This window comes from Sphingomonas chlorellae, from assembly GCF_056485145.1.
Genome location: NZ_JBQXXM010000001.1, coordinates 917283 through 930737 on the forward strand (window position 1 = coordinate 917283; position 13455 = coordinate 930737).

Sequence of the window (13455 nt, forward strand, 5' to 3'; positions counted from 1 at the left end):
CGTCAGCGGCCGCGCTCCAGGATCGCGCGCACGGCGGGCAGGATCGTGTCGATCGGCCGGTTCGAACGCATGCGGTGCCACCCGCCCAGGTCGCCGACGGTACGGCGGCCCTGGTCGTGGACCACGTGCACGTCGGCATCGGACGCGTCATGGATGCGCCGTGCCACGCGTGCGGCGCGTTCAGCCTCGGGCGCCTCCAGCCAGATGCCGGTAAAGGGGACGCGTGCGCGGCTGGCGAGGAGCGCCGCGACCTCGCGCTCGCCGCGGCTGATGAAGGCGCCGTCGAGGATCACCGACGTGCCGCAGCCCAGATGGTCCTCGGCCGATTCGAACAATGCGGCATAGCTTTCCTCGTCGTTGCGACGCGTATAATGCCTGGGCGGCAGCCGGGTTTCGGGGGCAACGCCGGCCAGCCTTTTACGGAATACGTCGGCGCGCAGCACGCGGGCGCCTTGCGGGCCGCCCAGCCAGCCGCCGATCAGCCGCGCCAGCGCCGACTTGCCCGTACCGGAAAGGCCGCCGATCACCACCATCCTCGGCGGGGCGGGCGCCAGCATGCTGTCGACCTGCTCGATATCGCCGCCCACGGCGCCCAGCCGCAGCGACAGATAAAGCGGCATCAGCGACCAGCCTGTCGCGCCTTGGGGAAAAACGTCGACATAACGGTTGGCAAGGATGTTTGCCTCGGTCGGGCGGCCGTCGCGCAGCAGCAATGCGAGCATCCCGGCCAGCGTGAACAGCACGTCCTCGACCGCGCCGGTCGTGCGGCGGATGCGGCCGGCATGGGCGCGCCGCAGGATGGCGGAATGCGATTCGGCCAGCGCGCGCCGCTGCGTCGCCGTCCGCGCGAGCGATTCGAGCTGGGCCAGGAAGGCACTGGCATCGGCAACGGGCGCCACCGCGTGGCGCTCTGCCAGATCATCGGCAATGCGGTACACGGCGCTTGCGTCGAGCCCCCCCTGTTCCAGCCGGGGATCCGGTTCGGTCTGCCCGGCGGCCGCTGCCTCCATGCCGCACCTCCTTCGCGTTGGCGCTTACCGCGCGAATCGGTGCCTAGCATCTCTTTTCTGAACGCAACCCACACCGGCGGGCTCGACTGGCCGGGTGGGGGTGGGCGTCCGGGCGGCCGACGACGTCGCGCGACCCGGACTCCCGTATCGACGGGCGCCTCGCGGCGCTCAGAAACTCTGCCAGTCTTCCTCGTTGCCCAGGTCCGGACGGATCAGTGCCGGGACCGCGGCGCCGGGCAGCGGCTTGACCTGCGTGCCGCTCAGCTTCTGGTCGAGCGTCTGTGCCGCGGGCGGGGCGCCGGCGGGCTTGCGGGCCGCGGCGGCCGGGCGCGCCGGTGCAGGGCGGGGCGCCGTGCTGCGTGCCGGGGTGGCTGCGCCGATGCGCGGCGGACCGATGCGGAACCGTTCGGTATTGGCGGTCAGGGCGCTCACCTCGCCGCCCAGTTCGCGCGCCGCCGCCGATGTCTGTTCGACCATCGCGGCATTCTGCTGCGTGGCGGTGTCCATGGCGCTGACCGCCTGATTGATCTCGCCGATCGCTGCCGATTGCGCCTGATTGTCGCTGGCGATCCGGCCGAGCAGTTCGTGCACCGTGTTCACATTGTCGGAAATCGTCGCCAGCGCGTTGTCGACGCGGCGGACCGACCCCACCGCCGATGCGATGTCGTTCTGGGTCACGGTCAACTGGTCGCGGGCGCGCTTGGCCTCTTCCTCGGCGCGCATCGCCAGCGCCGACACCAGGTCGGCGACGACGGCAAAGCCGCGCCCGGCCTCGCCTGCACGGCCCGCCTCGACTGCGGCGTTCATTGCCAGCACGCGCGTCTGGAACGAAATCTTGTCGAGGCCCTCGATCACGCTGTCGATGCCCTTGGCGCTGTCGGCAACGCGACCCATCGCGACCACGGCCTCGTCGGCGATCACGCGGCCGTCGACAACGGTCGCGATCGCCTGGTCCGCCCGCTCGACGGTGTGTGCGGCCGCCTCGGCGGTCTGGCGCAGGCGCGAATCCATCTGCGTCACCGCGGCCGAGGTGCGCTCAAGGCTCGCGGCATTGTTTTCGGTGCGGTGCGCGAGATCGCTCGACGCCGCGGCGATTTCGTTCGCGCCGCTGCCGATCTTGATCGTGCTCTCCGCAACCTCGCCGATCAGCGTGTGCAGCCCTTCGACCGCGCCGTTATAGTTGGTGCGCAATTCGGCATATTCGGCGGGGAGGTCGCGCGTGATCGGCTGGGTCAGGTCGCCCTCGGCCAGCGACCGCAGGTGCGCCGACACCAGCGCGACGACCTCGCCCTGCTCGGCGGCGATCCGCTGCCGCTCGATCGCCGTGTCGCGAAAGGTGAACATCGCGCGCGTCATCCGGCCGACGCAGTCCTGATAGTCGGTGTAGTTGATCGGCGAATGGAGGTCGCCCGCGGCGAGCGCCTCCATGCGGACCACCGTCGCGATATAGGGCGTGCAGATCGCCTCGCGAAACCGATGCGCCTGCCAGATCGCCAGTGCGAGTGCGCCCGCGAGCACCGGAAGGCCGAACATCACCGGCAGGAACATGGTCAACAGGCCGGTGACGCCGCCGATGGCGATCAGGGTGCCAAATGCGATGTAGGTCTTTTGGCGTATCGGCGCGTTGGCCTGGAACCATTCCATTCGTGCGATCCCTTTTTTCTCTCTCGGGCGCTTGATGCGTCGGCGCGCCGCGGAAGGCGGAGAATCGGGGGCTTGCAGGCGCAAGGCCACGTCCCGTCCGCACGCGGGCTTTGTCTCCATCATAGCATGAACGGGGGTGGAACGACCGTTGCCGCAGGGTAAAAGCGTAAGCTGTTGGCGGGGCAGGGTGGTTGCGGCTAGGGATTGGGCATGACTCGCACCCGCTGGATTGGCCTCGTCATGGTCCTCGCGCTCGCCCTCGGCGCTGTCTGGTTCTTTGTCCTGCGGGTGCCCGACGGCATACCGGTCTATGGCGTCGACGTCGCGGCGCGTTATCCGCACGACCGAACCGCCTTTACCGAGGGGCTCTTCTTCCAGGACGGCCAGCTCTATGAGGGCACGGGGGAGGTCGGCACCTCCTATGTCCGCCGCGTCCGGCTCCAGGACGGGCAGGTGGTGCAGCAACAGGAACTGCCCTCACCCTATTTCGGCGAAGGTGTCGTCGCGTGGAAGGACCGGCTCTACCAGCTCACCTGGAAGGATCAGACCGGCTTCGTCTACAATCTCAAGGATTTCACCCCCACCGGCAACTTCGCCTATCAGGGCGAGGGCTGGGGGCTGACGCATAACGGCAAGAACCTGATCATGAGCGACGGCAGCGCGACGCTGCGCGTGCTCGATCCCGACAGCCAGGCGGTCGTGTCCACGATCCGCGTCACCGCCAATGGCTGCCCCGTCGAAAAGCTCAACGAGCTCGAATGGATCGACGGCCAGATCTACGCCAATATCTGGCAGACCAGCCTGATCGCGCGGATCGATCCGGCGACGGGGCACGTCACCAGCTTCCTCGACATCGGCGCCCTCAAGCCGCAGGGGGCGGGCGTCGACCAGGTCGCGAACGGCATTGCCTGGGATGCGGCGGGCAAGCGGCTGTTCGTCACCGGCAAGATGTGGCCGCAACTCTATCAGATCACCCCGGGCAAGGCGCGCGTTCACTCCGACGAGGCCGATCAGATCGTCGGTTGCGGCAAATGATCCGGCGCCGCGTTCCCCGATGATCCTCGGGGAACGCGGCGGCGCAGGGCCTTAGACGCCCTCGCGGATCATCGTGCCCGCCACGCCGGGGACGCTGACCTCGAACTGGAAAAGATTGCCCGCCAGCGGCTCGGCCGCGCGTTCGGCGGGGGAGAGGTGCTTGTTCGCGGTGGTTGCGAACACCGTCTTCAGCTCGGGGCCGCCAAAGGCGATCTTGGTGATCGCGCTCACCGGAAAGCGCACCGCTTCCAGCAGCGTCCCGTCGGGTGCATAACGACGCACCGCGCCGCCGCCGTACAGCGCAATCCACACGCACCCTTCGCTGTCGACCACCGGCCCGTCGGGATAGCCTTCGCCCTCGGCGATCTCGACGAACAGGCGGCGGTTCGCCAGTTGGCCGTCGTCGGTCACGTCACAGGCATGGACCTGCCGCCCGCCCGTGTCGACATGATAGAGCGTGCGGCCGTCGGGGCTCACCGCCGGACCGTTGGTGATCGCGCAGCGCGGCGTGGTGACGACGCACCGGCCGTCGGCGTCCAGCCGATAGATCGCGCCGCTCGGCTCGGTCTCGCCGTCGTCCATGCTGCCGAACCACAGCCTTCCCTGGGGATCGACCGTCGCATCGTTCAGCCGGTTGCCCGGCCGATCGGGTTCGGGCGCCACGATCGGCACGAAGCTGCCGTCTTCCGGGTCGAACCGGGCAAGGCCGGTCTGAAGCCCGGCGACGAAACCGCCCTCGGCGATCGGCAGCAGGAATCCGATCTGCGCCGGGGCATCCCAGATCCGCTGCGCCCCGGTTGCCGGATCGTGGCGGTGGATCTGGCGGCGCTTGATGTCGACGAACCACAGGGCACGATCACGCTCGACCCACACCGGCCCTTCCAGCAGCGGCGCGCCGAGATCCCAGACGCTGCGAGGCTCGGAAAGCACGCTATTGATATTCATTATCCTCTCCTTTTCCGCGCATGCTGCCGCAGCGGCGACCGGCCGGGCAAGAACGGATGCGGTTTTGCTGCAAGCGAATCGCATTTGGGGCGTTGCGCGTTGCGAACGGCGCTCAAAGCGCGGCCATCATCTCCGCCACGATGGCCTCGGGCGCGCGCATCGCGCCGTCGGCGCTCGCCAGCACGACCCGCCATGGCGCGAGCAGGCCGGCCGCGACGATCGTCTCGTAATTCTGCCGCACCCGCTGCTGAAGGGCGACGTCGGCTTCGTATTCGTCGAAGCTGCGATTGGTATAGCTGCGCTGCGCCTTTTGCAGAATCAGTTGCCGTGCCAGCGTCCAGGGCGTGTCGAGATAAAAGGAAAGGTCGGGCGCGGGCAGCGCGAACTGGCCGCTTTCAAGCGCGAGAATCCAGTCCATCAGGTCGCGCGCCGCTTCGGGCGCCACCCGCGCGCCCTGATAGGCCATGTTCGATGCGATATAGCGATCGAAGATCAGCACGTCGTGCGTCGCCGCGGCCTCGGCGATGTGCTCGCGCCATTCGAACCGGTCGAGCGCATAGAGCGTCGCCGCGGCATGGGCGCTCACCGCCACGGGCATCTCGCCGGCCAGGATCCGCCCGATCGTGACTCCCGCGGCGGTTTCGCCGTAACGCGGGAAACCGATGATCGTGGCGCGCCGTCCCGCCGTGGCCAGTGCGGCGCACAGGCCCTTGGCCGCGGTATTCTTGCCGACGCCGTCGGCGCCCTCGATTGCGACGATCTTTGCCATTGCTTGCGCCTTACGCACGCCGGTGCCGATTGTCACGCCGCGGCGTCATCGGCCGGCCGGCATTGGCGGGGCGTTCAGGGCATCAGCGCCGCGACGACCGAGGCGAGCGCGCCCGGATCATGCTCGTCCAGCACGATCTCCAGCGCCGGGTTGCTGCTATAGCCGATCATCCGTCCGTCGCGATCGGCGCCGACCGACAGCAGCCGCCAGCCGTCGCTCTCCTGCAACGCCGCGAGGCCGCCGGGGGCGGGGTGGCGGTCGGGATCGATGATGACGATCGCCTGTGCCGGCAATCCGCCGCCCAGCGTCGCGCGACAGACGCGCAGGGCAAAGGCGCGGGCACCGGCGGCGTTCGGCAGTTCGATCGTGTCGCCGGTCGGCTGGTGCGCGATCAGTCCGTTGGCGAGCGGCGTGCCCAGCACCGGCACGGCGCGCGCCGCAGTACGCGGGAGCGGGGCGACCGCGGGCGGCGTCAGGGCGAGGTTCCGGCGCGATCCCGGCGTCAACGGCGGCGTCGGCGCGACCAGCCGCTTCAACTCCTCGGCGAGCGTCGCGATGCGCGCGCGCGAGCGCTCGTGGCGTCGTTGCGGGTCGTCGACCGCCGCGATCATGTCGCCCAGCGCGCCCGACCGCACCTGCGCGTCGATCAGCGCGCGCAGTTCCGCCTCGTCGCCGACGCCGAAAATCGCGAAGACCGCCTGTTGCGTCGCCGGGTTCCAGCGCCCGAACGGCTTGGCGGCATTTTCGATGCGCGAGAGATTGACCGGGGCAAGGCCATGGCGCTGTTCGATCGCGGCGATCGTCAGTTCCGGATCGCCGGTGCGGCGCACGCGCATCGCGGCGGCAAGCTCGACGGCGAACCGCTCCTCGGCGAGGTCGATCTGGCTCGTGTCGAGGAACGGCGCGGCCCAGCGCGCGATCGAGAAATCGGGCGAATCGATGTCGATCAGCAGGTCGTGCGCGGGGACGCCCAGCACGGCGGCGATGCGATGGAGCTCATCGGCGCGGGCCAGCACCTCGCCGCGCTCGATCTTCGACAGCCGGATATACGGTATCTCTGGTATCAGGCTGGAAAGCCGAAGAAGTTTTGGAAAGCCCAGGCGTTGGCGCAGTTCCCGCACCCGATTGGGAAAGACGAAGGCGCGATGCGTGTCGATGGGAACCTCGCCGGGCAGAGTTGATGGGGCACTGCTTGTGCAGGCGGCGGCACCGCGGCTTTTCGACCCATCCGCTCTGCGGCTTGCCTCTTCCATGTCCACCCCTGCGCGGTTCTTGCGCCGTTCTAGTTGCGGGCGTAAATCATAGTTAAAGGATTAATAGTGAGTAAACAAGCCCTTCGCGATCGCGAAGGCCTTGGCCGGGACGATGCCGAAAGCGTCGGTCAGTGCAGCGAGGAACAGGCGCCCTTGCTGCCCAGAAAGGCACAGGGGCCATAAGGATCGAGCGGCACGATCGCCAGCAAGGGGCGGTCGCTGCTCGCCTGGCGGACCAGCCAGCCGGGGGCCGACGGGGCGGGCTGTTCGGGTGCAAAGGCGACGCCGGTGCCGTCGGTAATCACGCCATAGCCGCGCGGCGGCGCGGGCCAGCGCCCGGCAAGATAGTCGAGCAGCTCGATCGCCGCTTCCTGCAACGCGCCTTCGTCGGTGTCGCTGGGGCAGAATGCCTCGATCGGCGCCGCGATCTCGGCGACCAGGCCGAAATCGTCGCTGCGCCACCACAGCATCCGCAAAATGCCCGAATCGCACAGTTCCAGGCCAAGGAACATGCCGCTGCCCGTGGGCAGCAGCGGGCGGGCACGGCGGGCCACGTCCTCCGCAAGCGCGGTCAGACGGTAATTGGGTCGCGGCATCGCGGTCCAGCCGGTCTGGGGCTGGTCCACTACGTCGAGTGCCTTGCGCATCGAACGTCCCCTCTCACAATTCGGATGCAGATATTATAGGATCGTTACCGCGCAGCCGATGATGCGGATGTCATATTCTCGTTGCATCGGCGGGCGGGTGGGCGGCCGGCCCGGTGGGCACCGGCCGCCGCGTTGGGGATCAGTGCAGCGCGGCGGTCTTGAGGTCGATCTGCACGGTGGCGGCGACGTCGGCCTTTTCGGCAGTGACCGCGGCAACCGTGCTCGCGGCCAGTTCCGACGGCTGGATCGCGCGAACCGAAGCAAGGCGGTTGTGCGGCTGGTTGGCGTCCGGAAGGAGCGTCGCGGTCGCGGGGGCTGCCGGCTGGCGGCGCTTCGGCGCGGGCTGGCCATATTCGGCCATCACCGCAAAGCGCGGGTCGGCGGCGGCGATCTCGGCGATCACCTTGGCGGCGCGCTTGGTGATCTGACGGACGCGTTCCTTGGTCACGCCGGTGTCGAGCGACAGGTCGTCGAGCGTTGCCGTCTGGAAAACGCGGCGGGCGACGATCTCGCGGTCGCGGGCCAGCTTGGCTTCCAGCTTTTCGAGTTCGGCGGGATCGATGCCGTGCGTCGCCAGGCGGAGGCGCGGTCCCTCGCGGCGCAGCGCGGCTTCCTCGCGCTTCGGCCGCGGGCGGCGGCGGAGCTGCTCGATGCCGATCTTGCGCAGATGGTCGACATAGGCGTCGATCAGCGAAGCGATCGCCGAATCCGCCAGGTAATCCGACGCCGCAGCCTCGGTGCGGGACAGCGCGTCCTCGTCCTCGATCAGGACTTCGGGCGCCGATTCCTCGCCGTCGTTCGACATGGTCAGCGCGTTCAGCGAAACCGTGGTCGCCTCGACCTTCTTCGCCGACGGGCGCTGATCGGTCATCAGGCGAAAGCGCAGGCTCTGCAGCTCGCCGCGGATCTGCCAGTTCACGAAAGTGGTGAACTGCGCCTTTTCGGGCTCATAGGCCTGGATCGCGCGGTGAACGGCGATCGCGCAGCACTGCTCGGCGTCGTCCCAATGCGCGGTCAGGCCATACTGGCGGATGAAGTGGCGGATGCGCGGCGCGATCAGCTTCAGGATCTGGGCAAAGGCACGATCGATGGCGGCGCGCTGGCGACTGGTCTGGGAACCGTCCTTCGGCGTGTTCTCGATGACGGTGGCAACAGCTGCCTCGAGGGCGATCGTGGTCTTCGACATTTCATATTCCCCTGGTTGCGCCCGGCGCCGGTGAGGCCGTGCCGGGTACAGGGGGACAATGGCCGTTAATCCTTTAACGGATGTTAGCGGCTCCCATACGTACATTTACGGTAGCGTAATGGAGTAGGCGGGCTGATCCAAAAAAACTCTCTGATTTCAGTGCCATCGCCTACCGGGCGCCGATGCTGGCGATCGCCAGGGCACCTCGGTTCCATCCATTATAGGAAGGTTTTGTTAGCCCGCGAATCGGTCCGGGCGAATTCTTCGATTAATGAAACTTAGCAGCCATTCGCGGTGCGCCCGCGTGGCATCGCCGGCTTCGGCGATTCGCTGTTCGGCCGCACCGCTGCCGATCTGGGCGGCCAGCAGCATCCGGGCGCGTCCCGCCTCGATCCCGCCGGCGAGGAACTTGCGCGCATCGGCCAGTCCCAGATGGTGGCCCAGATAGGCGGCCTTGGCGAGCGTTTCCGAATCGGCGCGCACGCGCAGTCCGGCGCGTTCGAGCTGTTCGACGTTGCGCTTGGCAAGATCGGCGACCGTCAGGATCGACGCCTGCGGATCATAGCGCAGCGCAAGCAGGTCGCTGCGCGCCCCGCCGTTCACCTTGCCCCGGCCGTCGAGCCAGCCTTGCTGCGCGGCAAAGCTGTTGAGCCAGGTGCCCGGCGTCTCGGCCAGCCGTTGCCAGGTCCCGCTCAGAAACTGTCCCAGCCCCGCGGCGCTCGACCGCGGATTGCGCGAATGCGCGTTCCACGATCCGTCGGCTCCCTTGGCGGCCTCGGCATCAACGATCGCGGCGATCGCGGTTGCCGGGATCCCGGTGCGCGCTTCGGCGGCGGCGATCGTTCCCGCGTGGCGCGCATTGGCGCCCAGGTTGAGCCCGCCCGCACCCTCGACCGCGGGCGCCAGCGTGTCGGTTGCGGCGACGCGGCCATAGCGGCTGCCCGCATCGTCCTGCCCCCGGCCGCGCGATTCGCGATCGGCCGCGTCCTGCCATCCCGGCTGTGCGGCATCCGGATGGTGGCACGAGCAGGCACAGGTGCACGCGCAGTGCTTGGGCGCGAGCCCGGCCATGCCCGCCAGTCCGGGAACGCCGTCGCCGCTGCCGAGCAGTTGCAACAGCGAATCCATCTGCAACTTGCTGCCGCCCAGCCCGGCATCGCGGCCATTGTCGCGATCACCGTCGCCGAGCGCCGCGCGCCACAGCCGGTTCGACAGCGCGGACTGCGCCTCGGTATAGATGACGCGCGCGCGCTGCTGCGGCGTCATATGCTGCAAATCGGTGCGCTGGATCATGCCGCCCGCCTCCGCCGCCGCGCATTGAGGAAGCGGACCGCGGCGATGTCGTCGATCGCGCTCTGTTCGGCCACGTCGGCGGCGCGCTCGGCCTCGTCGCGATAGCGCGTCGCGGCGCTTTCGATCGCGCGCATCGTGCCATAGGCTTCGATCGCCTGGTCGCGAAGCTGGTTGAGCCGTGCCTGCGATTCGCGGGCGGCGTGCTCGACGCGGGCGCGTTCGGCGCGCATCCGGGCGACCCAATGGTCGGACGACAGCGGCAGCGCGTGCGCCAGGCGGCGTTCCTCGACGACGCGCGAATCGATCGTGCGCGCCTGCTGCTCCAGCGTGGTGATCCGTTCGACCTCGACGCTGATCGAAACCTTGACGGCATCGACCTCGCGACGCTGCAGGCGCAGCGCGGTGTCATAGGGCGTCTTCATGCCGCGGCTGCCAGCTGCTCTTCAGGCTGATAACCGATGATCTCGGCCAGCGCGGCGAATGCCTCGTCGGCAAAGCCGCGATCATTCTTGTTCTGGTTGATCAGCGCTTCGATCTGCGGGGCGATCGCGACGGCGCGGTCGACATCGACCGACGAACCGGCCTTGTACGCGCCCAGCCGCACCATCTCTTCCATGTCGGCATAGGTCGACAGCAGCTTGCGTGCGCCCAGCCGGATCGCATTCTGTTCGTCCGTCTGGCAATGCGGCAGTGTGCGCGACACCGATTTGAGCACGTCGATCGCCGGATAGCGGCCGCGTTCGGCGATCGCGCGGCGCATCACGACGTGGCCGTCGAGGATGCCGCGCACCGCGTCGGCGACCGGTTCATTATGGTCGTCGCCGTCGACGAGCACGGTGAACAGCCCGGTGATCATGCCCTTGCCCGATGCGCCCGGCCCGGCGCGTTCCAGCAGGCGCGGCAATTCGGCGAAGACGGTGGGGGTATAGCCCTTGGTCGCCGGCGGCTCGCCCGAGGCGAGGCCGATCTCGCGCTGCGCCATGGCAAAGCGCGTGACCGAATCCATCAGGCACAGCACGTTCAGGCCCTGGTCGCGGAAATGTTCGGCGATCGCCATCGTCGTCCAGGCGGCCTGGCGACGCATCAGCGCGGGCTCGTCCGACGTCGCGACGACAACCACCGATCGGGCGAGGCCCTCGGGGCCCAGGTCGTCCTCGACGAATTCCTGCACTTCGCGGCCGCGTTCGCCGATCAGCCCGATCACCGCGACGTCGCACTGCGTCCAGCGCGCGAGCATCGACAGCAGCACCGATTTGCCCACGCCCGAACCGGCGAACAGGCCCAGCCGCTGGCCCAGGCAAAGCGGCACGAACAGGTCCAGCGTGCGGACGCCGGTTTCGATGCGGTTGCCCACGCGCGCACGGTTGGCGGCGGCGGGCGGCGGCGCCTTGATCGGCTGCGGTTCGCCGCCGGGGGGCAGGGGGCCGAGCCCGTCGACCGGGCGTCCCAGTCCGTCGACCATGCGGCCGAGCCAGCCGGTCGAAGGACGCACGAGCAGCTGTCCCGCGGCAAGCATGGCGCGCGTCCCCAGGCCGACGCCCTGCGGGTCGGTGAAGGGCAGGCACAGCGCGACGTCGCGATCGAGCGCGGTCACTTCGGCTTCCACCGTGCCGCCGGGGGCGTCGATGTCGATCCGGCTGCCGATCTGGGCGGCGCCGGCCAGTCCCTCGACCTCGATCATCGCGCCGCGCACCGCGACGACGCGGCCGAAGCGGCGGTCGGGGACCATCGCGCGGATCGCGCGGGCGGCGCTGGCTAGGGTCTGCACCTTCGTCTGCCCCTCAGGCCGCCTGCACCGTGCCGTCGGTCTCGCTCGGGAGCGGCAGGTTCTCGAAAGCGATGATTTCGCGCGCGTCGGTGAGCGCGCGATAATAATCGCCCTGTGCGACGTGCTGGGCATAACGGATGCAGGCGCCGCGTGCCTCGAGCGTGTCGAAGCTCGCGACCAGCGCGGCGAGCAGCGTCAGCACCGCATCATGGTGCGTGTCGCGGTTGGCCGGGTCGATATAGGCGAGCATCGTCGCGAAATAGAGCTGGCGGGCTGGCGTCGCCGCGTCCTCGGGCTTCATCACCTCGCGACCGCGCAGGATCGACACCTTGTTCTCGATCGCGATCTGCGTGCGCCCCACGGCGCACAGCACGGCGCCGTTGACGATCGCCTTTTCGCCGTCGCGAAGCGTGATGCGGAGCATGGAAAGCAACCTTTCGTCGGAGTTTGCCTCCATTATAGGATGCGTGTCGCCGCCGATGCTTTTTACCCGGCAAATTTTGCCTAGCCTTTGGGCGCGCCGAAGTTCTTCCTAAAATGCTCCCGTGGCCTGCGCGATCGATCCGCAGGCAATTGGGGAGTGCATAAATTGAGCCTCTATTCTGCCCTTTACGCCGGTGTGTCGGGTCTGAATGCGCAGTCGAGCGCGATGGCCACCGTCGCGGACAACATCACCAACATCAACACCGTCGCCTATAAGGGCGTCGAGGCGCAGTTCCGCACGCTGGTGACCGACGGCCGTTCGGCGTCGAGCTATTCGGCGGGCGGCGTCGCGGCGACACCGATCACGCAGGTCACCAAGCAGGGCCTGCCCCAGGCGACCGGCAGCAGCACCGACCTCGCCATCAACGGCGACGGCTTCTTCATCACGCGCACGGGCGTGTCGGGCAACGATCCGGTGGCCTATACCCGCGCCGGCTCGTTCAAGCCGGACGAGCAGGGCTTCATGCGCAACTCGTCGGGCATGTACCTCTATGGCTGGCGCCTCGATGCCACCGGCAACTACACCAACACCGGCAGCGTCGACGCGCTGCAGCCGGTCCGGCTGAGCGACCTCGTCGGCACGGCGGCGCCCACCACCAAGCTGGAAGCGCGCATCAACCTCCAGTCGGATACCACCGCCTATGCCGGGGCCTACGCCGCCGGCGACATGGCGTCGGGTGCGGTCACGCCGACCTTCACGCGTCCCTTCACGATCTATGACTCGCAGGGCGGCAGCCACCAGCTCAACATGTCGTTCCTCAAGACCGGGCCGAACACCTGGCAGATGGAAACCTACGCCACCCCGGCGAGCGACGTGACGGCGGCGGGCGGCCTGCTGGCCAGCGGCACGCTCAAGTTCAACGGCGACGGCAGCCTCGACAAGGCGGGTTCGACGCCGGCGCTCTTTGCGCCGCTCAACATCACCTACACCAACAACGCGACCTCGGTGCCGATCAAGCTCGACCTCGGCGACGACGGCGGCATCAACGGCCTCACCTCGTTCGGTCAGCCCTCGTCGATGATCCGCGGCGGCGCCGACGGCGGCATCCTCGGCAACATCGCGGCCACCGACATCTCGCCCGACGGCGTGGTCAGCGCGATCTTCGACGACGGTTCGACGCGCAAGGTGTTCCAGCTCCCGATCGCGACGTTCCCGAACCCGAACGGCCTGACCCGCGTATCGGGCAACGCCTATAGCGGCAACCGTTCGTCGGGCACGATGACGATGAACGCCCCGGGCCAGCTCGGCGCGGGCAAGCTGTTGTCGAACACGCTGGAGGCCTCGACCGTCGATCTGGCGAGCGAGTTCACCAACATGATCCGCTTCCAGCGCGCCTACAGCGCGGCGTCGAAGATCATCACGACGGTCGACGACATGCTGCGCGAAGTCAGCGATCTCAAGCGCTGACATTAGGACGGGTT

The 13455-nt window shown here is 68.4% G+C and carries 14 protein-coding genes; 3 read left to right on the top strand and 11 right to left on the bottom strand.

Annotation, left to right across the window (positions count from 1 at the left end; translation table 11 throughout):
• Positions 1–2: 2 nt before the first annotated feature.
• Positions 3–1010 (bottom strand): P-loop nucleotide/nucleoside kinase family protein, encoded by a 1008-nt coding sequence (locus ACT3CF_RS04185; RefSeq protein ID WP_478420582.1) that lies wholly within the window; start codon positions 1008–1010, stop codon positions 3–5.
• Between the two features lie 168 nt (positions 1011–1178).
• Positions 1179–2654 carry a methyl-accepting chemotaxis protein gene (locus tag ACT3CF_RS04190; protein WP_478420584.1) on the bottom strand — a complete coding sequence of 492 codons (1476 nt, stop codon included), beginning with the start codon at positions 2652–2654 and terminating at the stop codon, positions 1179–1181.
• Positions 2655–2864: 210 nt separating this feature from the next.
• Here ACT3CF_RS04190 and ACT3CF_RS04195 point away from each other — a divergent pair, with 210 nt between their 5' ends.
• Entirely contained in the window at positions 2865–3689 is an 825-nt protein-coding gene (locus tag ACT3CF_RS04195; protein WP_478420586.1) for a glutaminyl-peptide cyclotransferase, read from the top strand.
• A gap of 51 nt (positions 3690–3740) precedes the next feature.
• Here ACT3CF_RS04195 and ACT3CF_RS04200 read toward each other — a convergent pair whose 3' ends face one another.
• From ACT3CF_RS04200 to ACT3CF_RS04210, 3 genes are all read right to left on the bottom strand, one after another.
• Positions 3741–4634 (bottom strand): SMP-30/gluconolactonase/LRE family protein, encoded by an 894-nt coding sequence (locus ACT3CF_RS04200; RefSeq protein WP_478420588.1) that lies wholly within the window; start codon positions 4632–4634, stop codon positions 3741–3743.
• 112 nt (positions 4635–4746) lie between these two features.
• Entirely contained in the window at positions 4747–5403 is a 657-nt protein-coding gene (locus ACT3CF_RS04205; protein ID WP_478420590.1) for a dTMP kinase, read from the bottom strand.
• 74 nt (positions 5404–5477) lie between these two features.
• Positions 5478–6419 carry a hypothetical protein gene (locus ACT3CF_RS04210; protein WP_478420592.1) on the bottom strand — a complete coding sequence of 314 codons (942 nt, stop codon included), beginning with the start codon at positions 6417–6419 and terminating at the stop codon, positions 5478–5480.
• Here ACT3CF_RS04210 and ACT3CF_RS04215 point away from each other — a divergent pair.
• Complete coding sequence (locus ACT3CF_RS04215) at positions 6393–6584, top strand: hypothetical protein (RefSeq protein ID WP_478420594.1); 192 nt, start codon at positions 6393–6395, stop codon at positions 6582–6584. The genes ACT3CF_RS04210 and ACT3CF_RS04215 overlap by 27 nt on opposite strands.
• 200 nt (positions 6585–6784) lie before the next feature.
• Here ACT3CF_RS04215 and ACT3CF_RS04220 read toward each other — a convergent pair whose 3' ends face one another.
• The 6 genes from ACT3CF_RS04220 to ACT3CF_RS04245 form a co-directional block, all read right to left on the bottom strand.
• On the bottom strand, positions 6785–7303 hold the full coding sequence (locus tag ACT3CF_RS04220; protein ID WP_478420596.1) for a hypothetical protein: 519 nt from the start codon (positions 7301–7303) through the stop codon (positions 6785–6787).
• A 139-nt stretch (positions 7304–7442) separates the two neighbouring features.
• Positions 7443–8489, bottom strand: a complete 1047-nt coding sequence (locus ACT3CF_RS04225; RefSeq protein WP_478420598.1) for a sigma factor-like helix-turn-helix DNA-binding protein — start codon at positions 8487–8489, stop codon at positions 7443–7445.
• Positions 8490–8723: 234 nt separating this feature from the next.
• Positions 8724–9782: a peptidoglycan-binding protein gene (locus ACT3CF_RS04230; RefSeq protein ID WP_478420600.1), complete on the bottom strand. Its 1059-nt coding sequence runs from the start codon at positions 9780–9782 to the stop codon at positions 8724–8726.
• Positions 9779–10204, bottom strand: coding sequence for a hypothetical protein (locus ACT3CF_RS04235; RefSeq protein ID WP_478420602.1), 426 nt, complete (start codon positions 10202–10204; stop codon positions 9779–9781). Before ACT3CF_RS04235 ends, ACT3CF_RS04230 begins: the two co-directional genes overlap by 4 nt.
• Positions 10201–11550 carry a flagellar protein export ATPase FliI gene (gene fliI / locus ACT3CF_RS04240; protein WP_478420604.1) on the bottom strand — a complete coding sequence of 450 codons (1350 nt, stop codon included), beginning with the start codon at positions 11548–11550 and terminating at the stop codon, positions 10201–10203. Before fliI ends, ACT3CF_RS04235 begins: the two co-directional genes overlap by 4 nt.
• 13 nt (positions 11551–11563) lie before the next feature.
• Positions 11564–11974 (bottom strand): flagellar biosynthesis repressor FlbT, encoded by a 411-nt coding sequence (locus tag ACT3CF_RS04245; protein WP_478420606.1) that lies wholly within the window; start codon positions 11972–11974, stop codon positions 11564–11566.
• Between the two features lie 165 nt (positions 11975–12139).
• Here ACT3CF_RS04245 and ACT3CF_RS04250 point away from each other — a divergent pair, with 165 nt between their 5' ends.
• The gene (locus ACT3CF_RS04250; protein WP_478420608.1) at positions 12140–13441 is read left to right on the top strand and encodes a flagellar hook protein FlgE; all 1302 of its coding nucleotides are present in this window, start codon (positions 12140–12142) and stop codon (positions 13439–13441) included.
• The last annotated feature ends 14 nt before the right edge of the window (positions 13442–13455 follow it).

Bases quoted from the DNA above. Each gene is read 5' to 3' on its own strand.
- ACT3CF_RS04225 (WP_478420598.1), bottom strand. From the start codon at position 8,489: ATGTCGAAGACCACGATCGCCCTCGAGGCAGCTGTTGCCACCGTCATC.
- ACT3CF_RS04235 (WP_478420602.1), bottom strand. From the start codon at position 10,204: ATGAAGACGCCCTATGACACCGCGCTGCGCCTGCAGCGTCGCGAGGTC.
- ACT3CF_RS04245 (WP_478420606.1), bottom strand. From the start codon at position 11,974: ATGCTCCGCATCACGCTTCGCGACGGCGAAAAGGCGATCGTCAACGGC.
- ACT3CF_RS04205 (WP_478420590.1), bottom strand. From the start codon at position 5,403: ATGGCAAAGATCGTCGCAATCGAGGGCGCCGACGGCGTCGGCAAGAAT.
- ACT3CF_RS04195 (WP_478420586.1), top strand. From the start codon at position 2,865: ATGACTCGCACCCGCTGGATTGGCCTCGTCATGGTCCTCGCGCTCGCC.
- ACT3CF_RS04230 (WP_478420600.1), bottom strand. From the start codon at position 9,782: ATGATCCAGCGCACCGATTTGCAGCATATGACGCCGCAGCAGCGCGCG.
- ACT3CF_RS04215 (WP_478420594.1), top strand. From the start codon at position 6,393: ATGGAGCTCATCGGCGCGGGCCAGCACCTCGCCGCGCTCGATCTTCGA.
- ACT3CF_RS04220 (WP_478420596.1), bottom strand. From the start codon at position 7,303: ATGCGCAAGGCACTCGACGTAGTGGACCAGCCCCAGACCGGCTGGACC.
- ACT3CF_RS04185 (WP_478420582.1), bottom strand. From the start codon at position 1,010: ATGGAGGCAGCGGCCGCCGGGCAGACCGAACCGGATCCCCGGCTGGAA.
- ACT3CF_RS04190 (WP_478420584.1), bottom strand. From the start codon at position 2,654: ATGGAATGGTTCCAGGCCAACGCGCCGATACGCCAAAAGACCTACATC.
- ACT3CF_RS04200 (WP_478420588.1), bottom strand. From the start codon at position 4,634: ATGAATATCAATAGCGTGCTTTCCGAGCCTCGCAGCGTCTGGGATCTC.